Source organism: Ensifer sp. KUDG1 (assembly GCF_050434285.1).
Classification (GTDB): Bacteria; Pseudomonadota; Alphaproteobacteria; order Rhizobiales; family Rhizobiaceae; genus Ensifer.
On the sequence record NZ_JBNDIG010000006.1, the window covers coordinates 56,261 to 76,364 of the forward strand.

A 20,104-nucleotide genomic window follows, 5' to 3' on the forward strand; every position below is an offset into this window, starting at 1 on the left:
CGTTGTCAGACCTCCGGAGCCGCGCCTTCGTCTTTCGGTGCGGCATCGTTGGCCTCCGTGGTCAGGCGCCCATCGATGAGGTGAAGGCGCCGGTCCATGCGCGCGGCCATGTCCAGGTCATGGGTGACCGCGACCACGGTCTTGCCCTCGTCGCGCACCAGCGTTTCCAGGATCCCGAAGACCTGCTCAGAGCTCTTGCTGTCGAGGCTGCCGGTCGGTTCGTCGGCGAGGATCAGCGGCGGATCGTTGGCAAGCGCACGGGCGACCGCGACGCGTTGGCGCTGGCCGCCCGAAAGCTGGTCGGGCCGCTTGTCCAGGTGATCGGCAAGCCCGAGTGCGGCAAGCAGATCGCCTGCCTTCTCACGCATCTCGCTCCGGCCAAGGTGGCCGAGCTTGCGCATCGGGATCTCGACGTTCTCGCGGGCGGTAAATTCCGGCAGCAGGAAGTGAAACTGGAAGACGAAGCCGATATTGCCAAGCCGCTTGGCGGCCCGTTCGTCCTCGTCCATCTGCGCCGTATCGCGACCGCGGATCGAGAGTGTGCCGCCCGTCGGCCGGTCGAGCAGGCCGAGCAGATAGAGAAGCGACGATTTGCCGGAACCGGAGGGGCCGGTGACGGCGACGAATTCCCGCTCGCCGATGCTCAAGGTGATGTCCTTCACCAGCGTGACCGGTACGGTCTCCCTCAGGATCCGCGTCAGATCCTTGGTTTCGATCAGCGTGCTCATGTTGCGCCCCGGATGATGTCGACGGGATTGGCGCGGGCGGCGCGCCGTGCCGGCAGGTAGCCGGCGACCGCTGCCGATCCAAGTGCGAAGGCGGCGGCGATCAGATAGTGCAGCATGCTCCAGGCGATCGGCAGCCGGGTCATTTCCTGGCCAGTGGCCGCGAGTTCGAAACGGACGAGCGAAAGGCCGTAGATCATTGCGAAACCGAACGCCCAGCCGAGAAGCGTGCCGGCTGTAGCGATGGCCACGCCTTCCAGCACGAAGAGGATGCGCATGTCGGCCTCGGTGAAGCCGAGCGACTTCATGATGGCGATGTCGCGCGCTTTTTCGTGCGTGATCGTCGAGATGATGTTGAAGATGCCGAAGCCGGCGACCAGCATGATCGCGGCGACCACCGTGTACATGATGACGTTGCGCACCACGAGCGCCTCGAGGATCGACTCGTTGGCTTCCTGCCAGGCGACGGCCTTGTAGCCGAGTTCCGCCTCGATGCGCCGCGCGACCGCCGGGGCGGCGTTCGGATCGTCGAGCTTGATGTTGATCACGTTGATCGCGTTCGGTCGGGCCGAGAGGATCTGCGCGTTTTTCTGCAGCACATAAGCCTCGCCCTCGTCGCGGGCAGTCGTTCCGGTGTGGAAGAGGCCGACGATCTTGAAGCGGCGGCCGAGCCCTTCCGAAGAGACGGCGGTGATCGTGTCGCCGAGCTTGGCGCCGAGCCGGGCGGCCATGGTATCGCCGATCACCACATTGTTGCCGCCGGCGGCAAGGGCTGCGAAACTGCCCGCCTTGAAGTCGCCGATGATCGGCGAGACCCGCGGCTCCGCCTGCGGATCGATGCCGATGACGGCGGCGCCCACCTCCTGGCCGGAATAGCGAAGCACGCCCTGCGTCTTGAGGGTGGCGGCAAAGCGGCCGGGAACCCAGCCGTCTAGCCAGGAGAGGGCTGCCGTCGGGTTGATGATGCCGCGGCGGTCGTCCCGTGGCCTGAGGCCGGAAATGGCGGCGGCATCGAAAAGGTCTTCCGCCGGCTGGCGGCGCGCCGTGCGCTGCTCGTCGGTCACCTGCACATGCGGCATGGTGTCGACGAGCTGGCGGACGAAGTCGTCTTGTCCGCCCTGCATCAACGCTGCCATGGCGATGGAGAAGCCGACACCGACCGCCACGCCCAGCATCGCAACGATCGTCTGCCGGCCCCGGCCGGATATGTGCGTCAGTGCGATGTCGAGGATGAGGCGCATGGCGGGCTCATTTCTCTGGGGCAGGGGTGGCCTTCACCCGCGTGCCGTCGGCAAGGCCGGTCGGGAAGGGTGAAACGACAAGCGCGTCGTCTTCGAGGCCGGAGAGGATCTCGACGCCGTCGGCGCCGCGGATGCCCGTTTTCAGTTCACGGATCTGGGCGCGGTTGCGGTCGATCACCGCGGCCTTCGTTCCCTCCAGCGCCACGGTCGGGATGATCAAGGCGCCCTTTGCGACCCGCACGATGATGTTCACGTCGGTCGACATGCCGATCCGAAGTGGCGTGTCGTCGGGCAGTCGAAAGCGCACGCGATAGGTTTTCGTCACCGGGTCACCCTTGGGCGTGATGCTGTCGACCGTGGCTTCCAGCTTGCGATCGGGGAAGGCATCCGATCGGAGCAGCGCCTCCTGGCCGACTTCGACGCGTGGGATATCCTCTTCGTTGACGTCGGCGGTCACGATCAGCGGTTTCGGCTCCCCGACCCAGAAGAGTACCGTGCCGAGGTCCGCGACCTCGCCGATCTCGCCGTCCTGCCGGAGCACCTGTCCGGCGCTCGGTGCGCGCAGCACATAGGTCGCGAGCCGCGCCTGGCGGCCGGCAACGAGCGCTTCGAGCTGGCCGAGTTCGCTGCGCGCCCGGTCGACCTCCTGTTCGCTGATCGTGCTGCGCTCGGCGAGCGCCAGCTTGCGGCGATATTCCTCCTGCGCCAGCGTCAGCCGCGCCTGCAGTTCGCCAAGCGCCGCCCGTGCCTCGGTATCGTCGAGACGGGCGAGCACGTCGCCCTTGGCGACACGCTGGCCCTCGCAATTGCACTGCTCGACGATGCGCTCGGCGACAGTCGGCGTGACTTTTGCCCAGGTGCGCGGCTCCACCACGCCATCGGCATAGATGATCTCCGCCGCATCGCCGCGGTTCGGCGAAATGACGGAGACGGGAACCGGGCGAAGTAAATACCAGGCGCTTGCCGCACCGACGGCGACGACAACGGCCGCTCCGACTGCATAACGAGTGAGCCGCACGAGACGCTCCTTGAAGGCTTCCAATCCGTTCTGTATAAATAGACCGACGGTCGGTTTGTTTCAAGCCAGCGGATTACTCTGGTTCGGAAGTGTCGTGGACCGCGCCGCAAACCCATGCTAAGCCGCCGTTCTGGGAGCGCTCATGGTCAGAACGAAGAAATCGCCGGAAGTCCGATCGAACGAGTTGATCGATTGCGCCGAGCGTTTGTTCTTCCTGCACGGCTACGAGAACACGACGGTCAACGACGTCATCCGTGAAGCCAACGTCTCCAAGGGCGCCTTCTACCATTATTTCGTCTCGAAGGAGGCACTGCTGGAGGCGGTCGCGACCCGCCTGGCTGAGCGGAACCTTAGGGAATTGCAGCCGCTTTTCGAAGACCCCGCGCTGGATGCGGTCGGACAGCTGAACGCGCTTTTCGCCGGCTCGCGGCGGCTGAAACTGGACATGGCGCCGCAGTTGAAGAACAGCTTCAACGCGCTCTTCAAGCCGGAAAACGTCGCGCTCTATCACCGTATCGACGAGGCGCTGATGGCCGTCAGCCTGCCGCTGGTCGCCGAGATGCTGCGGCGTGGGCATGCGGACGGAACGCTCGATGCACCCGATCCGGAAGCGTCCGCCCTGATGCTGCTGCAACTGCGGCTGAGCGTCGCCAAGGTGATGCACAAGGCTTTGCAGCGGCAGGAGGCCGGCGACCTCGACGGCGCGGCTGCAATGCTCGACGGCTGGATGCGGACCTACGGCACCGCCATCGAACGCTTTCTGAAGCTTCCGGATGGAACGATCGAAGTGACCGAGCCGGGTTTCTCCCGCGCTTTCCTGGAGGCATAGCCGACGGTTCGGTAGCCGGCTCGCGCGTCATCGCCTGCCGCAGCCACAGGGATCAAAGCGCTCCGTCGATCGCGCCGCTGTTGCGCTCGCCCGTGCTCTTCGGTGATGGAAAGAGCTGCGAGCCGAAGGCGCCCTGGGTGCTGATCTCGGGGAAGCTGACATCGGCGATCTCGAAATCGGGCATGAGGGCGAGCATCGGCAGGATCCGTTCGAACACCGCGCCGCCGAGCGGTGCTGCATTCCAGCCGGAGGTGCGGAAGCCGTAGGTTTCTTTCAGACCCTTGGGCTCGTCGAGCAAGGTGAGAAGCAGGTAGCGCGGATTGTCGACGGGAACGACGCCCATGAAGGAGGTGATGTTCAATTCCTTCGAGTAGCGCCCGCCAACCACCTTTTCGGCCGTGCCGGTCTTGCCGCCGATGAAGTAGCCTTTGACCTCCGCCTTCTTTGCCGAGCCGGTCTTGGCGTTGAGCCGCAGGAGATAGCGCAGCGCCTCGCCGGTCTCCGGCTTGATCAGATCGCGCGCGATGATGCGGTCGTCGAGCGCCGCGGCCTTGATCAGCGTCGGCCTTATGAGACGCCCGCCGTTGACCAGCGCCGCCACCGCGATGCTCGCCTGCAGCGGTGTCACGGCGATGCCGTGACCGTAGGACGCGGTGGCCGTGTCGATCTCGCCCCAGCGCCGCGGCAATTGCGGATGGGCGCTTTCCGGCAGTTCCGTCGTCAGCCGCGACATCTGCCCGAAGCGCGTCAGGAATGCCCGCAGGTTTTCTGGGCCGACGGCGATCGCCATCTTCGCCATCGAGATGTTCGAGGAATAGATGAAGGCTTCCGGCACCGTCAGCGGTCGATGCTGGCCGCGGTAGTCGTTGATGCGGAAGCGGCCGAAGGCAAGCGGCTTGCTGGCGTCGACGACGGAGCGAAGCGTGAACTGGCCGGAATCGAGCGCCATGGCCGTCGTTAGTGCCTTGAAGGTCGAGCCCATTTCGAAGGTGGCGGCGGCGATGCGGTTGATGCGGTCGGGCTTCAGCGCATCGACAGGCAGGTTCGGGTCGAAATCCGGGTAAGAAACGAGCGCCAGGATCTCGCCATTGGTGACGTCGAGCACCAGCCCGGCGCCGGCCTTGGCGCTGAACTTGGCGATCGCCTTGCGCAGCTCGACCTCGAGCGCGTGCTGGATGCGAATATCGAGCGTCGTGCTGACCGGCTCGAGATTGCGATGGGAGAGATCCATGCCGCTCTGGCGCAGCACCTCCAGCCCCTGGCCCTCGATCCAGCGCTCGATCCCGGCGATGCCGATATTGTCGATATCGACGGTGCCGAGCACATGGGCGGCGAGCGTCCCGTTGGGATAAAAGCGCTGCTTCTCGCGCTGGAAACCGATCGCCGGAAGGCCGGCGTTCCAGACGGCCTGCTCTTCGGCTGGCGTTACCTGGCGCTTGATCCAGGCAAAGGCCGCACCGCTCTTCAGGCGTCGATAGAGGTCGCGCCCGTCGAGATCAGGAAAGATCTCGGTCAGTTTCTCGACCGTCTCGTCGACATCGACGATCAGCCGAGGCTCGGCATAGAGCCCGGAACTCGGAACGTCGATCGCCAGCAGATTGCCGTTGCGGTCAAGGATCGAGGGGCGGCCAAGCGATGGCGGCGGCGGTATGTAGCCGGTGCGCTCGTAGTCGGCGACACCCAGCTGGACAAGCCGCGCGAGCATGAGGCCGAAGACGAGCGCGAAGGCGCCGATGACGAGGAGAAGGCGACCGCGGGGATCCGGCCGGGGCTGAACCTTGCGTGCCATCTCAATAAAGTCCGCTGCTGTTGGTGAGAAGTTTTTCGCGCTGTTCGGGCGTAAGGTCCGCATCGGCGGTGGCCGTTGTGCTCGCCGTCTCGAAGCCGTCGATGACCGGGCAGCCGCCGGTGCAGGGCGCAGTGCCCGGCTTGAAGGATTCGAGAATGGCGCCCGGGGTGCCCGCCGGCACCGGCTGGCCGCTCTTCCGGTCGATCGCCTCGACCGTCATGCCCGTTGGCGCGTGGAAATCGGCCGCCGGCCGTCCCGCAAGCGCCACCTTCATGAAGTCGATGAAGATGGGGGCGGCAAGGCCACCGCCGGTTTCGCCATAGCCCATCGGCTTCGGCGTGTCGTAGCCGAGGAAGACCCCGGTGACGACATTAGGCGTGTAGCCGACGAACCAGACGTCCTTCTCGTCATTGGTGGTGCCGGTCTTGCCGGCGATCGGCACGCCGAGCGCGCCGACGTTTCGGGCGGTGCCACGCTCGACAACGCCGCGCAGCATCGAGGTCACCTGATAGGCGGTCATCGGATCGAGTACATAGTCGCGGTCGTCCACGGGCATGGGCTCTTCCTGGCCGGTCCAGTCGGAGGCGGCGCAAGCGTCGCATTTGCGCTGGTCGTGGCGAAAGATCGTGCGGCCGTAACGATCCTGGATGCGATCGACCATCGAAGGCGTCACGGCCTTGCCGCCGTTGGCGATGACGGCATAGGCCGAGACCAGCCTGAGCAGCGTCGTCTCGCCGGCGCCGAGCGACATCGGCAGGTAAGGCTTCAGCTCGTCATAGATGCCGAAACGCTTGCCATAGTCGGCGACCAGATCCATGCCGAGATGGCGCGCAAGGCGCACGGTCATCAGGTTGCGGCTGTTTTCGAGCCCGACGCGCAGCGTCGAGGGACCGCTGAAGCGCCCGTCGTAGTTCTTCGGCTTCCACATCCGCCCGGCGCCATCGGCAAGGGCGATCGGCGCATCCATCACCAGCGTCGTCGGCGCATAGCCGTTGTCGAGGGCGGCGGCATAGACGAAGGGCTTGAACGACGAACCCGGCTGGCGATAGGCCTGGGTTGCGCGGTTGAACTCCGACTGGGCATAGGAAAAACCACCGGCAACTGCGAGCACCCGGCCGGTGTTCGGGTCCATCGAGACGAGCGCGCCCTGCACGAGCGGCGGCTGCCGAAGTGCATAGCCGTCGCCCACCTTTTCCACATAGACGACGTCGCCGGGCGCAAGAACCCCGTCCGGTCCCGCGGCGCAGCCCCGCTTTGTCTTGGCCGAGCGGCAGAGCGCCCAGGCCATGCCGGGCCGGCCAAGGCGGATCGTCTCATCGGTGCCAAGTGCCCCGCTTCGTACCGCAGCCGGAGGTCTTAGCCCGATCTCTACTCCATCCTTGTCGGTCGCCAGCACCACGCCGAGCCGCCATTCCGGCACGTCGGCAAGCGGCTGCAGCTTGGTGAGTGTCGCCGCCCAGTTTCCGGTCGAGGGCAGCCGGGTGACGGGGCCGCGGTAGCCCTTCGCCTGATCATAGGCGACGAGGCCCTTGCGCAATGCCGCCATGGCCGCCGCCTGCAATCGCGGATCGAGTGTCGTTCGTACCGAGAAGCCGGCCGTATAAAGGGCGGCCTCGCCGTACCGGGCGTTGAGCTGGCGGCGGACGTCCTCGGTGAAATAATCGGAACTTGCGACCGCGGGCGATTGCTGGCGTCGCTTGACGCCGAGCGGGGTGGCGGATGCCTTGGCGGCGGCCGCGGCGTCGATGACGCCGTTCTGCCGCATCTGGTCGATCACCCAGTTGCGGCGGCCGGTTGCCCGGTCCGCCTGGCGGTCCGGGTCGTAATTGTTGGGCGCCTTCGGCAGGGCTGCGAGGAAGGCTGCCTCCGCGACCGAGAGTTCGCTGACCGGCTTGTCGAAATAGGTGAGCGCCGCCTGCGCCACGCCATAGGCACCGCGCCCGAGATAGATGTCGTTGAGATAAAGTTCGAGGATGCGATCCTTGGAATAGGTCTGGTCGATCCGCAGCGAAAGGATCGCCTCACGCAGCTTGCGCTCCACAGTCCGGTCCGACGTCAGCAGGAAATTCTTGGCGATCTGCTGCGTGATCGTCGAGCCGCCGATCATGCGGCGACCGGAGCCGTAGTTGGCGAGATTGGCAAAGAGCGCCGTGCCGATGCTCGCAACGTCGATGCCGGGATGGGTGTAGAAGTTCTTGTCCTCGGCGGAGAGGAATGCCTGGCGCACGCGCGCGGGGATGGTGGCGATGGGCAGGAACAGCCGGCGCTCCCGCGCGAGTTCCGCGACCATCGTGCCGTCGGCGGCATAGAGACGACTGGTCACCGCCGGCTCCCAATTGGCGAGCGTGCGGTGATCGGGCAGGTGCCGCGTCAGGGCTGCGACGAGCGCGGCGGAAGCGAGCGCGACGACGACAGTAAGGTTGAGGCATGTGCCGAGCAGATTTGCGACGAACTTCATAATGCGCAGAGCGGACCTTCAAGGCGGCAGGCAGCGTCGCCGGCACGGGCGTTCGTGCGGCGGGAAGCGCATGCGGAGCGGAATATTGGAGTACGCCTACGTCCGCGGACGTTGGCTCGGCGACGGTGCCAGCGGCCGCTAGGGCCAGATGAAACAGTGCATGGATCGGGTCTCCGAAAGCGGCGCGGTTGACCGCGCCTTTCCTGAGTTGGCGGCTGCCGGGCAACGGCACGCACCGCCGATAAAGTTCACCGTAAAGGGATTGTGCTTGCGCAACAAACCACGTTTATTTGCAAGACCCATTAGGTGAGTTAGGGCATTCATGGTCAGGCCATATCTTCCGCTCAATGCGCTGCGCGCTTTCGAAGCCTCGGCGCGGCATCTGAGCTTTACCCGCGCGGCGATCGAGCTCTGCGTTACGCAAGCCGCGGTCAGCCATCAGGTCAAGCTTCTCGAAAGCCGCCTGAACGTGACCCTGTTCAAGCGGCTGCCGCGCGGGCTGATGATCACGGCCGAGGGCGAGGCGCTGCTGCCGGTCCTGCGCGATAGCTTCGACCGGATGGCGGACATGCTCGACCGCTTCGAGGCCGGGCATATCCGCGAAGTGCTGATGATCGGCGCCGTCGGTACGTTTGCGGTCGGCTGGCTGCTGCCGCGGCTCGCCGACTTCCAGGCGAAGTATCCCTTTGTCGACGTTCGTCTTTCCACCAACAACAACCGTGTCGACATGGCGGCCGAGGGCCTCGATTTCGCCATCCGTTTCGGCGGTGGCTCCTGGCACAATATCGAGGCGACGCGGCTCTTCGAGGCGCCTTTATCCGTGCTTTGCATCCCCGAGATCGCCGAGCGGCTGACGACGCCGGCCGATCTGCTCGACGAGACGCTGCTTCGGTCCTACCGGGCCGACGAGTGGGTGACCTGGTTCGATGCAGCGGGCATCGCCTATCCGGCGCCGCTGCTCAAGGGCATCGTCTTCGATAGTTCGCTGGCGATGATGGAGGCAGCTGCCCAGGGGATCGGCGTGGCGCTGGCGCCGCCGCTGATGTTCTCGCGGCTGCTGTCGAACGGCACCATGCGCCAGCCCTTCGACGTTCATACCTCGATGGGAAGCTACTGGCTGACGCGTTTGAAATCGCGTCCCGTGACGCCGGCGATGACCGCCTTCCACGATTGGCTCGCAGCGGCGGCCGAGCAGGAAGAGGCGGCTTTGCCCGCCACGCCGGACGTTATCGCAGGCTAAACGTCCGCCACCGGGATGTGATACCGCAGGATGTGCCACGCGTGCGCTGCGTGACGGTGTGTCTCGTTGGCCTAATAATTCTAATGTCTGCCACGAATTCTAGTGATGGTCGCGGACACGGCTCACTCGGACGATTTGGCCGTCGAGCACTCGTACACCGTCCGTCCGCTTTGCGCGTCGACGCCGGCAAGGCTCACCTCGTAGCCCCAGAGATGGCGGATATGGCGCATCGTCGCGTCACGACTGCCCTCGTCGAGCAGGATGCCGTGCTTGACGTTGTGCTGCAGCCGCAATTGCCGGTCACCGAGCAGATCGACGTCCATCACCTGGATGTCCGGCTGGTTGGCGGCAACGTCGTAGCTGTTGGCGAGCGCTGAACGAACGGCGGAATAGCCGCGCTCGTTGTGGATCGAGGCAACTTCGACGAAGCGGTCCGAAGATCGGTCGGAGAGCTGGAACAGCCGGAACTTGCGCATCACCGCCGGGCTCAGATACTGCAGGATGAAGGACTCGTCGCGATGGTTCGCCCAGGCGTCACGCAGCGTTTCCATCCAGTCGCCGTTGCCGGCAAAGGAGGGGAACCAGTCGCGGTCTTCCTCTGTCGGCTCGGTGGCAATCCGCTGGATGTCCTGCATCATCGCAAAGCCGAGTGCGTACGGGTTGATGCCGGGATAGCGGCGGTCGTCGAAATCCGGCTGGAAGACGACGTTGGAATGGCTCTGCAACAGCTCCAGCATATGGCCTTCGCCGATCCTGCCCTGGTCGTAGAGGCGGTTGATGATGGTGTAATGCACGAAGGTGGCGCAGCCCTCGTTCATGACTTTCGTCTGGCGCTGCGGTGAAAAATACTGCGCGATGACGCGCACGATCCTGAGCAGTTCCCGCTGCCAGGGCTCCAGGATCAGGCTGTGCTTTTCGAGGAAATAGAGCAGGTTCTCTTCCGGCAGGTTGAGCACCTTTTTGCGCTCGGAGGCGTCGCGCTCGGCCTCGGCCGGATCGCGGTTCTCGGCGACCTGCGGCAGCGTTCGCCAGAGGTCGCTATAGGTCTGCTCCTCATATTCCAGCCGTTCGCGCGCCCTCTCGCGCACCTTCTCCGAGGAGAGGCGCGGCGGGCGGCGGTAGCGGAAGACGCCCTGGTCCATCAGTGCGTGGGCGGAATCGAGGATCGCTTCGACGGCGGCAGTGCCGTGGCGCTCCTCGCATTTGGTCACGTATTTCTTGGCGAAATCCATGTAGCTGAGGATCGCGCCGGCATCGGTCCACTGGCGGAAGAGATAGTTGTTCTTGAAGAAGTGGTTATGGCCGAAGGCGGCATGCGCGGTCACGAGCGCCTGCATCGCCATGGTGTTTTCTTCCATGAGATAGGTGATGCAGGGATTGGAATTGATCACCAGCTCATAGGCAAGACCGCGGTGGCCCTTGCGGTAGTGATGCTCCTCATAGGCAAAGCGCTTGCCGAAGGACCAGTGCTGGTACATGAGCGGCATGCCGACGGAGGAATAGGCGTCGAGCATCTGTTCGGAGGTGATGATCTCCAGCTGGTTCGGGTAGACGCTGAGGCCCATTTCCTCGATGGCGACCTGCTCGATCGCGTCATAGGCACGCGATAGCGTCGCAAAATTCCAGTCGGACCCCTGGAACAGGAGACCTGAGGTCGTGCGTCGTGCCATCCGGTCTCCCCCTCATTTCCGGGTGCGTACGGCCGGCTGCCGGGCAAAAAGCCTGCGGAAGACCGGGTAGATGTCGGCGGGTTTGGCAATCCGGGTCATCTGGAAATTCGACTTCTCGCCGTCCACCGTGCGATAGGCGCGCCAGAGCGCGGTGCCGTTGTCCGTCGAGCCGAAGATTTCCGTCTCGCGCTCGTCGATGATTTCGACATAGGCATAGTACTGGCAGAGCTTCGTCAGCTTTTCCCTGAGCAGGGCCGCACAGTGTTCGCTGTCGCCGATGATGTTGTCGCCGTCGGACGCCTGGGCCGCATAGATGTTCCAGATCTGCGAGGGGTAGCGATCCTCGACGATCCTGATCATCTCTTCGAGCGCGGTCGATACGATCGTGCCGCCGCTCTGGGTGCTGTAGAAGAAGGTCTCTTCGTCGACTTCGCGCGCCTCGTCCGTATGGCGGATGAAGACGATGTCGATGCGTTCGTAGCGCCGCTTCAAAAACAGGTGCAGAAGCACGAAGAAGCGCTTGGCGAGGTCCTTCTCGCGCTCGCCCATGGAGGCCGAGACGTCCATCAGGCAGAACATCACGGCGTTGGCGTTCGGCAGCGGCTGCTGCTCGAAGCGGTTGAAGCGGATGTCGACCGGATCGACGTAAGGGATGCGCCGCCGTTTCTTCTCGATCCTTTCCAACTCGCCCCGCAGTTCCTTGAGCCTCTGTCGGCTCTTCGCCGTCGGCTCCGGTTCCGCTTCCAGTTGCGCGATCTCGTCGGTGACCGCGGTCAGTTCCTTCTCCTTCGGCCGGTGCAGCGCCAGGCGCCGCCCGAAACTGTTGCGCATCGTGCGCCCGACATTGATGTTCGTCGGCGTTCCCGCCGTGGCGAAGCCGGCACGGCGGGGCTTGAAGGTAACGGTTTCCTTGAGGCTGAGCTTGACCATGTCAGGAAGCTCCAGATCCTCGAAGAAGAGGTCCAGCACTTCCTCACGCGACAGGATGAACTGGAAATCATCGTCGCTTTCGCCGGTGCCGGGCTTGCCCTTGCCGCCGCCACCGCCGCCCGCTTCCGGTTTCGGCAGGCGGTCGCCTGCCGAAAACTCCTTGTTGCCGGGAAGAACGTAGTTGCGTTCGCCGGAGCCGCGGGACGGCTGGAACGTGGGCTCGCTGGCACCATCGGTCGGCATCGGCACGCCATGGGCGGCGTCGACGTCGATGATCCTGTCCGACTTGACCTGATCCTTGATAACCCGCTTGAGCTCTTCGCGGGCCCGCTTCAGAAAGCGCTGTCGATTGCCGAGGCTCTTATCCTTCGGATTGAGCCGCCGGTCGATGAAATTCGGCATATACCAATCCCCTGCTTCGGCCCAATCCCCTGTTTCGGCATCGTCAGCCCGCCTTGTTGACCCGCATGTACCAGTCGACCAGCCGTCGGACCTGACGCTCCGTGTAGCCGCGTTCCGTCATGCGTTGGACGAACTCGGCGTGTTGCTTTTCGGATGCGCTGTCCTTCTTCGAGCCGAAGCTGATGACCGGAAGCAGGTCCTCGACCTGGCCGAACATGCGCTTCTCGATCACGTCGCGAAGCTTTTCGTAGCTCGTCCAGGAGGGGTTCTTCCCATGGTTCTTGGCGCGGGCGCGCAGGGTGAACTTGACGACCTCGTTGCGGAAGTCCTTGGGATTGGCGATGCCGGCCGGCTTTTCGATCTGCGACAGCTCGCTGTCGAGGATCTCCCGGTTGAGGATCTGTCCGGTATCCGGATCCTTGAAGTCCTGATCTTCGAGCCAGGCGTCGGCATAGGCGATGTAACGGTCGAACAGGTTCTGGCCGTATTCGCTGTAGCTTTCCAGATAGGCCTTCTGGATTTCGTGGCCGATGAATTCGGCGTAGCGCGAGGCCAGTTCGGACTTGATGAAGTCGAGGTAGCTCGCTTCCGTCTCCTTCGGGAACTGCTCGCGGCGGATCGCCTGCTCCAGAATGTACATGAGGTGCACGGGATCGGCCGCGACCTCCTTGGTGTCGTAGTTGAAGGTTTCCGACAGAACCTTGAAGGCGAAGCGGGTGCTGATGCCGGTCATGCCCTCGTCGACGCCGGCGGCGTCGCGATATTCCTGAACGGACTTCGCCTTGGGATCGGTGTCCTTCAGGTTCTCGCCGTCATAGACCCGCATCTTGGTATAGAGCGGCGAGTTCTCGTGACGGGCAAGGCGGGTGGAAACGGTGAAGCGGCTGAGGCTTTCCAGCACTTCCGGTGCGCAGGGGCTCTTGGTCAGCTCGCTTTCGCGCAAAAGCTTCTCGTAGATCTGCCGCTCTTCGGTGACGCGCAGGCAGTACGGCACCTTGACCACGAGGATGCGGTCGAGGAAGGCCTCGTTGTTCTTGTTGTTCTTGAACTGCAGCCACTCGGACTCGTTGGAATGCGCAACGACGATGCCCTGATAGGGGAAGCCGCCGAAGCTTTCGGTGCCGTTGTAGTTGCCTTCCTGGGTTGCCGTCAAAAGCGGATGCAGCACCTTGATCGGCGCCTTGAACATCTCGACGAATTCGAGCAGGCCCTGCGTCGTGCGGTTGAGGCCGCCGCTATAGGAATAGGCGTCGGGATCGGCCTGGCTGTAGTTTTCGAGCTGGCGGATGTCGACCTTGCCGACCAGCGAGGAAACGTCCTGATTGTTCTCGTCGCCGGGCTCGGTCTTGGCGATCGCCACCTGGCGCAGCCGCGACGGCATCAGCTTGACGACGCTGAATTTCGAGATGTCGCCATCGACTTCGTCGAGCCGCTTCGTCGCCCAGGGCGAGATGAGGCCGGTCAGCCGGCGTCGGCCGATGCCGTATTTGTCTTCGAGCAGATCGGCCATGCGGTCGGGATGGAAGAGGCCGAGCGGCGATTCAAAGACTGGGCTGACCTTGCCGCCGACCGCCAGCGTGTAGATCGGCTGAAGTTCCATCAGTTTTTTCAGGCGCTCGGCGAGCGAAGACTTGCCGCCGCCGACCGGGCCGAGGAGGTAGAGGATCTGCTTGCGCTCCTCCAGCCCTTGCGCTGCATAGCGGAAGTAGCCGACGATGCGCTCGATCGTATCCTCCATGCCGTAGAAGTCGGCGAAGGATGGATAGATCTTGACGGTCCGGTTTGAGAAGATGCGGCCGAGACGTTCGTCCGCGCTGGTATCGATGAGGGTTGGATTACCTATGGCTGTAACCATCCGCTCCTGCGCGGTGGCATACATGCTTTTGTCGTCACGACATGCCAGAAGGTATTCTTGAAGGCTGATTTCTTCTTGCGCTGCACTTGTATAGATCTCCGAGAAGAGATCAAAAACGTCGCATTCGCTCTTTTGCATCATGCTCTCCCGCGGCCGCTGGCTGAGACGGGGATCGCTGCTTATCGGCTCGCTCATTCGAATAAACGGCGTCCCATGCGCAATGTTCCTTCAGAGTACTCGCTTTCTCGTGATTCTCGAAGGGGTTGTTTCAATGAATGAAAAATCGTGACTGCGGCATCACGAAAACCTGATCGAAGCGGCGGTCACGCGGCGTTGGAGGCGGGCGCGAGCGCGCTTGGCGCCGCGTGTGACCGGGCGTTTTCTGTGTCGGCGCCACGTTCGGTTGCGTCAGCCGCCGCCGGGTTCGCCAAGGCGGCGAACATGGGTGGCCAGGGCCGCGTCGCCCATGGTGGCGGCCCCGACATCGCCGACGCCCGGCGCTGCAACCATGGATAAGTTGTCTTCGACACCGGCGGGGCGATGGCGGCCCGTGCTTCGGCATGGGCGTGCTCGATAGCGCCGCCACGCAGCAGCGCTTGAGCGAGGGGGAAAGGCGTTAGGCGAGCCAGGCCGGCAGGCGCGCCGGAACACGTCCGGTAAGCGCTGCCTCGACGCAATCGGCAAGGTTGCTGAAGCGCACGGCGCGGCCGGAAAGACCGGGGCCGTAATGGGCATATTTGCCGGAATTGGTCATCAGTGCCCGTGTCTTCGTCGGGAATACCGGCTCCGAAATCGAGCACCAGCAAAGATCCGGCAGCACCTGGATGCCGTTTTCTTCAAGGCGGGCAAGCAGACCTTCGTCGCGCGCGGCGGCAATCGCGTCTCGTCCGGCGGTGACGATGACGGCGACGTTGCTATCGCGCTTGCGGCCGTCGAAGGCTGTGGCCAGCGCGCGGCATTCCTCGAGCGACGCATGCGGGCTGCCGATGGCAACGAGTTCGACCTCCTCCGGACCGTCGTTCAGGAGCGACCAGGCAGCGGCCATGTCGGCGCGGGTGATCGTCGTGCGGTCGGCATCCTTAGCCGCGGCGCTTTCCGCTTCCGGGGTCACGCCCTCCACATGCAGCATCGGCGATGCAGACGTGGTGCCGAAGGCGGCGCAAAGCGCCTTGAGGTCGTCACGCGACGGGCGTGCCGATGCAAGACCGCGCAACAGCGGAATGCGGTCGGGCGCGGCCTTGCCGGCGAGATAGCCGATCAACGGCCAGAAGGCATCGTCGATATTGTCAGGCAGCTCCACGTCGATGACGCGCGTCGCCTTGCGCGGCGCGTCGAGATAGACGCCCGAAAGCGGTGCGCGACCGGTCAGCGCGATGCAGAGGTCGAGAAAATCGGGGTGCTTCGCCGTACGCGCGCCAAGCACGGTGTTGGCGAAGATGACGGCGTTCGATTCCGCCCAGGCAATGGCTTCGCCGGACTTCGGCGCGCTGTCGAGCAGATAGGGTGAGCAGGTGAAGGTCGGGCGGCAGCCCATGCGTACATAGGCGTCGGCAAGCCTGGCCGCCGGGTCGCCGAACGATTCCGGTACACCCTGTGCCTGCCAGTTGGCGCGGTCGACGGAGATCGCGTTCATCGTCGTCGGCACCCGAACCTTGGCGCCCATGTCCGCCATCTTCTCGGCGAAGGTGAGGTTGGCGGGGCTCGCATAGATGCAGCCGTCGATATGGCCCTGGACCACGTCGATCAGTTTTTCCGCGCCCTGCTGCGCCGCCATCGCCGCGATGATGCGCATTGCCTGTTGCACGGCGATGCCGTCACGACCGTCGAGCATGGCGCGATCGTCGTCGGAAAGGTCGAGCGCTGTCGTTGCCGGCGGAGCGACCGGAATTGTCAGGCCATCGGCTTCGATTGCCGTATCGCTGATACGCGCGGTCTTTGCCTGCGACAGCGCCTTGAAGGCGTCGCGCGAAAGCCGAAGCACCGGCAGGGATTTTCCGAACATTTCGGCCGCGATCAGCGCGCCGAGCGTCAGCACGTCCTCGGCTTCCGAGAAGACAAGGGCCGCAGGCGCACGGCCGGTCAGGGCCATGTCGAGCAGCACGCCCGAACCGGTGCAGGAGCCGCGGCTCGACGGCATCATCAGGATGCCGCCGGTCAGACAGAGGCCGTGCAGCGGATGGTGCACGTCGATCACCTGGCCGGTTGCCGGATCGACCCCGCCCCAGAAACTCAACGCCTCCTCAGTGGCGATGATGGGGCCATCGGCGGAGCCGGAAAGAATGCTGCGGGCGGAGATCGATTGGGTCATTTTACGACAAATCCATGGGCAAAGGGGTCGCGGTCATCGATGAAGATCGTGTTGATGCCGGTCATGCGGGCCCAGCCGGCGATCGAGGGAATGATGGCGTCACGGTCGGCGACCTTGGTCGCCGCCTCGACGCGGCCCTTGAACAGCGAGCCGATGATCGACTCGTGCACGAACTCGTCGCCGACCTTGAGCTTGCCCTTGGCGGCAAGCTGGGCCATGCGCGCCGACGTGCCGGTGCCGCAGGGCGAGCGGTCGATCGCCTTTTCGCCGTAGAAAACGGCATTGCGCGCATGCGCCTCGGCGTTTGTCGGTTTGCCGGTCCACTGGATGTGGCTGAGGCCCTGAATTTCCGGGTGCTCCGGATGCACGAACTCGTATTTGGCGTTGAGCGCCGCGCGCAGCTTCGGGCTCCAGCCGACAAGTTCGCCGGCGGTGTGGTCGGCCATGTCGCGGAAATTTTTCTGCGGCTCGACGATGGCGTAGAAGTTGCCACCGTAGGCGACGTCGACGACGATCTCGCCGAGACCCTCGACCTCGGCCGTCAGCCCCTCGGCGTAGAGGAAGCCCGGCACGTTGGTGAGGCGCACTTCTTCGACGAAGCGGCCTTCCTGGCGATAGGTGATGTCGACCTTGCCGGCCGGCGCGTCGATCGAAAGCTTGCCCGGCTCGCGCGGGGTGATCAGGCCGTTTTCGATCGCCATGGTAATGGTGCCGATCGTGCCGTGGCCGCACATCGGCAGGCAGCCCGACGTTTCGATGAAGAGCACCGCCACGTCGCAGTCCGGCCGGGTCGGCGGATAGAGGATCGAGCCCGACATCATGTCGTGGCCGCGCGGTTCGAACATCAGGCCTGTGCGGATCCAGTCGAATTCGCGCAGGAAATGCGCCCGCTTCTCCAGCATGTTGGCGCCTTCAAGCCGCGGCCCACCGCCGGAAACGAGGCGGACCGGATTGCCGCAGGTGTGGCCGTCGATGCAGGAGAAGGTGTGGTTGGCCATGGTCTAAACTCTGTCAGAAACGTTGGGGCGAGAAGGAGCTGATGTCGATCGCCGGCCGCCGGCCGGTGAGCAGGTCGGCAACGAGCCGTGCGGTGCCGGCCGATTGCGTCAGACCGAGATGGCCGTGGCCGAAAGCGTAGACGACGCGGCCCGTGGCGCGGGCGCGGCCGATCGCCGGTAGGCTGTCGGGCAGCGACGGGCGGAAACCCATCCATTGCACGCCGCCCTCGCTCTTGAAGCCGGGCAGGAAGGTCTGCGCCTTCTTCAGCATGGCCTCCGAGCGGCGGAAGTTCGGCGGCAACTTCAGTCCGCCGAGTTCGACGGCGCCGCCGACGCGGATGCCGGTCGAAAGCCGCGTCACGACGAAGCCGTGGCCGCCGAAGGTGACCTGGGTGCGCAGGTCAAAGGCATCCTGCGGCAGGGTGGTGTTGTAGCCGCGCTCGGTTTCTAGCGGGATGCGCTCGCCAAGCGTGCGGGCGACCTGGTGCGAGAACGCGCCGGCCGAAAGGACGACCTGCTCCGTCCGCCGGGTCTTGCCGTCGGCCGTCAGTTCGACGCCGCCTTCGACAGGCTTCAGCGCCGTGACCTCGGCGCGCTCGATCACGCCGCCCTTGGCGCGGAAATGGTCTGCCAGCGCCAGCGTGTAGAGCTTGGGATCGGCGATCGAATACCAGCCGGGGGTAAAGGTGCCATGGGTGAAGCGCGATGCGAGACCAGGCTGGATCTCGGCCATCTCGGCCGCGCCCATGTGCCGGAACTCGATGCCGTGTTCGGCTCGCGCGGTCCAGCCGGGAAGAGAGGCCTTCAGCTCGGCGTCGCTTTCATAGACCTGCAGATTGCCTTCCTTGCGCAGCATCGGCAGGGTGCCGGTCTCGGCGAGGAAAGGTTCGAGCTCGGCCTTGGAGAGGTCCATCATCGCCGTCTGCGCGGTCGTCGAATGGGCGACACGGCTTGCCGAGCAGGCGCGCCAGAAGCGGAACATCCACGGCGCGATCTGTGCCGCATAGGCCGGCGGTACGCTCAAAGGGCCGAGCGGGTCGAGCAGCCACTTCGGCGCCTTCTTGAGGATGCCGGGCGAAGCGAGCGGCAGGATGTCGGTGAAGGCGAAGGCCCCGGCATTGCCCGCCGAGGCACCTGCTGCCGGGCCTTCCCGGTCGAGCACGGTGACGGAAAGTCCCCGTGCCTGGGCGGCAATGGCCGCAGAAAGGCCGACAACGCCGGCGCCGATGACGATGACGTCAGGCTGAACTGCATTCTTCATGATCGGCTCAGTGCGTCGCTGCCAGGAACTTCTGGAGTTCCGGATCCTTCGGCGCGCCGAAGAGCGCCTCCGGTGCGGCGATTTCCGCCATCACGCCCTTGTGGAAGAAGGCGACGCGGTCGGAGACTTCGCGGGCAAACTTCATCTCGTGGGTGACGCAGATCATCGTCATGCCTTCGGAGGCCAGCATGCGCAGCGTGTCGAGCACTTCGCCGACGAGCTGTGGGTCGAGCGCCGAAGTCACTTCGTCGAACAGCATGTATTCCGGCGACATGGCAAGCGCGCGAGCGATCGCCATGCGCTGTTGCTGGCCGCCCGACATGCGGGTCGGGTAGACGCCGAGCTTCTCGCCGAGACCAACGTGGGTGAGCTGCTTGACGGCGATCTCCTCGGCTTTATCCTTGGAAAGGCCGAGCACCTTGCGCGGCGCCAGCGTGACGTTTTCAAGCACGGTCAGGTGCGGGAAAGCATTGAATTGCTGGAAGACGATGCCAAGCTTGCTGCGCAGCTTGTTGAGGTTCGTCGATTTCGCGTGGACCTCGGTGCCGTCGACCAGGATGCGGCCGGAATCGATCGGCTCGAGACCGTTGATGCAGGTGAGCAGCGTCGATTTTCCGGAACCGGAGCCACCGATGATGGTCAGCACCTCGCCCTTGTTGACGGTGAGGTCGATGCCTTTGAGAACCTCCAGCGAGCCGAAGGATTTGCGAACGTTCTGGATCTCAATCATTGGACCACCGTTTTTCAAGGTAACCGCCGAGCCGGGCGATCGGGAAGCTGATGAGGAAGTAGATGGCGCCGCAGATCAAAAGGATCAGCAGCGGTTCCTGCAGGCGGGTGACGAGAACCTGCGAGGCGCGCAAGAGTTCGATCAGGCCGAGCCAGAGCACGAGGGCCGAGTCCTTCATGACGCCGAGCGTCAGGCCGATCCAGGACGGAAGCGAAACGCGGGTCGCAAGCGGCGCCACGATGTAGCGCATGTCCTGCCACCAGGTCATGCCGAGCGAGCGGGCGGCACGGCGCGTCGTCGGCGGTACCGACGAGATGCCGCCGCGAACGATCTCGGTGCAATAGGCGGCCGTATAGAGCGACAGCACCACGCAGGAGGTCGTGAACGGCGCCCAGCCGAGCTTGGCGATCGCCTGGAAGGCGTTGGCAAGCACCAGCTGGATCAAGAGCGGCACGGAGCGGAAGATATCGAGCACGAAGGTGAGCGGCATGGCCCAGTAGGGGCCGACCTGATTGCGCACGACGCCGAAGATGATGCCGAGCACGGTGCCGGCCGTCACGGAGACGGCGGTGACCGCAAGCGTCATCAGGGCGCCCTGTAACAGGAAGCCAAGATCAGCGAGGGTGAGGGCGGTATTGAACATCTCTCAC

At 64.4% G+C, this 20,104-nt stretch carries 15 protein-coding genes; 2 read left to right on the forward strand and 13 right to left on the reverse strand.

Going from position 1 to position 20,104, the window contains the following annotated elements; all coding sequences use genetic code 11:
* Nucleotides 1–5: 5 nt before the first annotated feature.
* The 3 genes from M2267_RS16610 to M2267_RS16620 are packed head-to-tail and all read right to left on the reverse strand — an operon-like array spanning nucleotide 6 to nucleotide 2,984.
* Nucleotides 6–728 carry an ABC transporter ATP-binding protein gene (locus M2267_RS16610; protein WP_429115562.1) on the reverse strand — a complete coding sequence of 241 codons (723 nt, stop codon included), beginning with the start codon at nucleotides 726–728 and terminating at the stop codon, nucleotides 6–8.
* A complete protein-coding gene (locus tag M2267_RS16615) occupies nucleotides 725–1,966 on the reverse strand; it encodes an ABC transporter permease (protein ID WP_429115563.1) in 1,242 nt (413 codons plus the stop codon). The genes M2267_RS16610 and M2267_RS16615 overlap by 4 nt, the downstream gene beginning before the upstream one ends.
* 7 nt (nucleotides 1,967–1,973) lie before the next feature.
* Complete coding sequence (locus M2267_RS16620) at nucleotides 1,974–2,984, reverse strand: efflux RND transporter periplasmic adaptor subunit (RefSeq protein WP_429115565.1); 1,011 nt, start codon at nucleotides 2,982–2,984, stop codon at nucleotides 1,974–1,976.
* A 142-nt stretch (nucleotides 2,985–3,126) separates the two neighbouring features.
* Here M2267_RS16620 and M2267_RS16625 point away from each other — a divergent pair, with 142 nt between their 5' ends.
* Nucleotides 3,127–3,813, forward strand: a complete 687-nt coding sequence (locus M2267_RS16625; RefSeq protein ID WP_429115566.1) for a TetR/AcrR family transcriptional regulator — start codon at nucleotides 3,127–3,129, stop codon at nucleotides 3,811–3,813.
* Nucleotides 3,814–3,865: 52 nt separating this feature from the next.
* On the opposite strand, the gene M2267_RS16630 is transcribed toward M2267_RS16625, so the two are convergent.
* Nucleotides 3,866–5,602, reverse strand: coding sequence for a peptidoglycan D,D-transpeptidase FtsI family protein (locus M2267_RS16630; protein WP_429115568.1), 1,737 nt, complete (start codon nucleotides 5,600–5,602; stop codon nucleotides 3,866–3,868).
* A 1-nt stretch (nucleotide 5,603) separates the two neighbouring features.
* Nucleotides 5,604–8,063: a penicillin-binding protein 1A gene (locus tag M2267_RS16635; protein WP_429115910.1), complete on the reverse strand. Its 2,460-nt coding sequence runs from the start codon at nucleotides 8,061–8,063 to the stop codon at nucleotides 5,604–5,606.
* A gap of 319 nt (nucleotides 8,064–8,382) precedes the next feature.
* On the opposite strand from M2267_RS16635, the gene M2267_RS16640 reads away from it, so the two are divergent.
* Complete coding sequence (locus tag M2267_RS16640; protein ID WP_429115569.1) at nucleotides 8,383–9,300, forward strand: LysR substrate-binding domain-containing protein; 918 nt, start codon at nucleotides 8,383–8,385, stop codon at nucleotides 9,298–9,300.
* 122 nt (nucleotides 9,301–9,422) lie between these two features.
* Here M2267_RS16640 and M2267_RS16645 read toward each other — a convergent pair whose 3' ends face one another.
* The 8 genes from M2267_RS16645 to M2267_RS16680 form a co-directional block, all read right to left on the reverse strand.
* On the reverse strand, nucleotides 9,423–10,970 hold the full coding sequence (locus M2267_RS16645; RefSeq protein WP_043621247.1) for a SpoVR family protein: 1,548 nt from the start codon (nucleotides 10,968–10,970) through the stop codon (nucleotides 9,423–9,425).
* A gap of 12 nt (nucleotides 10,971–10,982) precedes the next feature.
* On the reverse strand, nucleotides 10,983–12,302 hold the full coding sequence (locus M2267_RS16650) for a YeaH/YhbH family protein (protein WP_192450111.1): 1,320 nt from the start codon (nucleotides 12,300–12,302) through the stop codon (nucleotides 10,983–10,985).
* A gap of 43 nt (nucleotides 12,303–12,345) precedes the next feature.
* A complete protein-coding gene (locus M2267_RS16655) occupies nucleotides 12,346–14,295 on the reverse strand; it encodes a PrkA family serine protein kinase (RefSeq protein ID WP_043613002.1) in 1,950 nt (649 codons plus the stop codon).
* Nucleotides 14,296–14,773: 478 nt separating this feature from the next.
* Entirely contained in the window at nucleotides 14,774–16,465 is a 1,692-nt protein-coding gene (locus M2267_RS16660) for an aconitase X (protein ID WP_429115570.1), read from the reverse strand.
* A complete protein-coding gene (locus tag M2267_RS16665) occupies nucleotides 16,462–17,463 on the reverse strand; it encodes a 4-hydroxyproline epimerase (protein WP_429115571.1) in 1,002 nt (333 codons plus the stop codon). Before M2267_RS16665 ends, M2267_RS16660 begins: the two co-directional genes overlap by 4 nt.
* Nucleotides 17,464–17,476: 13 nt before the next feature.
* Nucleotides 17,477–18,724 carry an NAD(P)/FAD-dependent oxidoreductase gene (locus M2267_RS16670; protein ID WP_429115573.1) on the reverse strand — a complete coding sequence of 416 codons (1,248 nt, stop codon included), beginning with the start codon at nucleotides 18,722–18,724 and terminating at the stop codon, nucleotides 17,477–17,479.
* Nucleotides 18,725–18,731: 7 nt separating this feature from the next.
* Nucleotides 18,732–19,454, reverse strand: a complete 723-nt coding sequence (locus M2267_RS16675) for an amino acid ABC transporter ATP-binding protein (RefSeq protein WP_429115575.1) — start codon at nucleotides 19,452–19,454, stop codon at nucleotides 18,732–18,734.
* On the reverse strand, nucleotides 19,447–20,097 hold the full coding sequence (locus M2267_RS16680) for an amino acid ABC transporter permease (protein WP_043612988.1): 651 nt from the start codon (nucleotides 20,095–20,097) through the stop codon (nucleotides 19,447–19,449). The genes M2267_RS16675 and M2267_RS16680 overlap by 8 nt, the downstream gene beginning before the upstream one ends.
* Nucleotides 20,098–20,104: the final 7 nt, after the last annotated feature.

Excerpts from the sequence above, each read along its gene's own strand:
- M2267_RS16630 (WP_429115568.1), bottom strand. The coding sequence starts at position 5,602 with ATGGCACGCAAGGTTCAGCCCCGGCCGGATCCCCGCGGTCGCCTTCTC.
- M2267_RS16650 (WP_192450111.1), bottom strand. The coding sequence starts at position 12,302 with ATGCCGAATTTCATCGACCGGCGGCTCAATCCGAAGGATAAGAGCCTC.
- M2267_RS16675 (WP_429115575.1), bottom strand. The coding sequence starts at position 19,454 with ATGATTGAGATCCAGAACGTTCGCAAATCCTTCGGCTCGCTGGAGGTT.
- M2267_RS16680 (WP_043612988.1), bottom strand. The coding sequence starts at position 20,097 with ATGTTCAATACCGCCCTCACCCTCGCTGATCTTGGCTTCCTGTTACAG.
- M2267_RS16655 (WP_043613002.1), bottom strand. The coding sequence starts at position 14,295 with ATGCAAAAGAGCGAATGCGACGTTTTTGATCTCTTCTCGGAGATCTAT.
- M2267_RS16615 (WP_429115563.1), bottom strand. The coding sequence starts at position 1,966 with ATGCGCCTCATCCTCGACATCGCACTGACGCACATATCCGGCCGGGGC.
- M2267_RS16610 (WP_429115562.1), bottom strand. The coding sequence starts at position 728 with ATGAGCACGCTGATCGAAACCAAGGATCTGACGCGGATCCTGAGGGAG.
- M2267_RS16640 (WP_429115569.1), top strand. The coding sequence starts at position 8,383 with ATGGTCAGGCCATATCTTCCGCTCAATGCGCTGCGCGCTTTCGAAGCC.
- M2267_RS16670 (WP_429115573.1), bottom strand. The coding sequence starts at position 18,724 with ATGAAGAATGCAGTTCAGCCTGACGTCATCGTCATCGGCGCCGGCGTT.
- M2267_RS16660 (WP_429115570.1), bottom strand. The coding sequence starts at position 16,465 with ATGACCCAATCGATCTCCGCCCGCAGCATTCTTTCCGGCTCCGCCGAT.
- M2267_RS16645 (WP_043621247.1), bottom strand. The coding sequence starts at position 10,970 with ATGGCACGACGCACGACCTCAGGTCTCCTGTTCCAGGGGTCCGACTGG.
- M2267_RS16665 (WP_429115571.1), bottom strand. The coding sequence starts at position 17,463 with ATGGCCAACCACACCTTCTCCTGCATCGACGGCCACACCTGCGGCAAT.
- M2267_RS16625 (WP_429115566.1), top strand. The coding sequence starts at position 3,127 with ATGGTCAGAACGAAGAAATCGCCGGAAGTCCGATCGAACGAGTTGATC.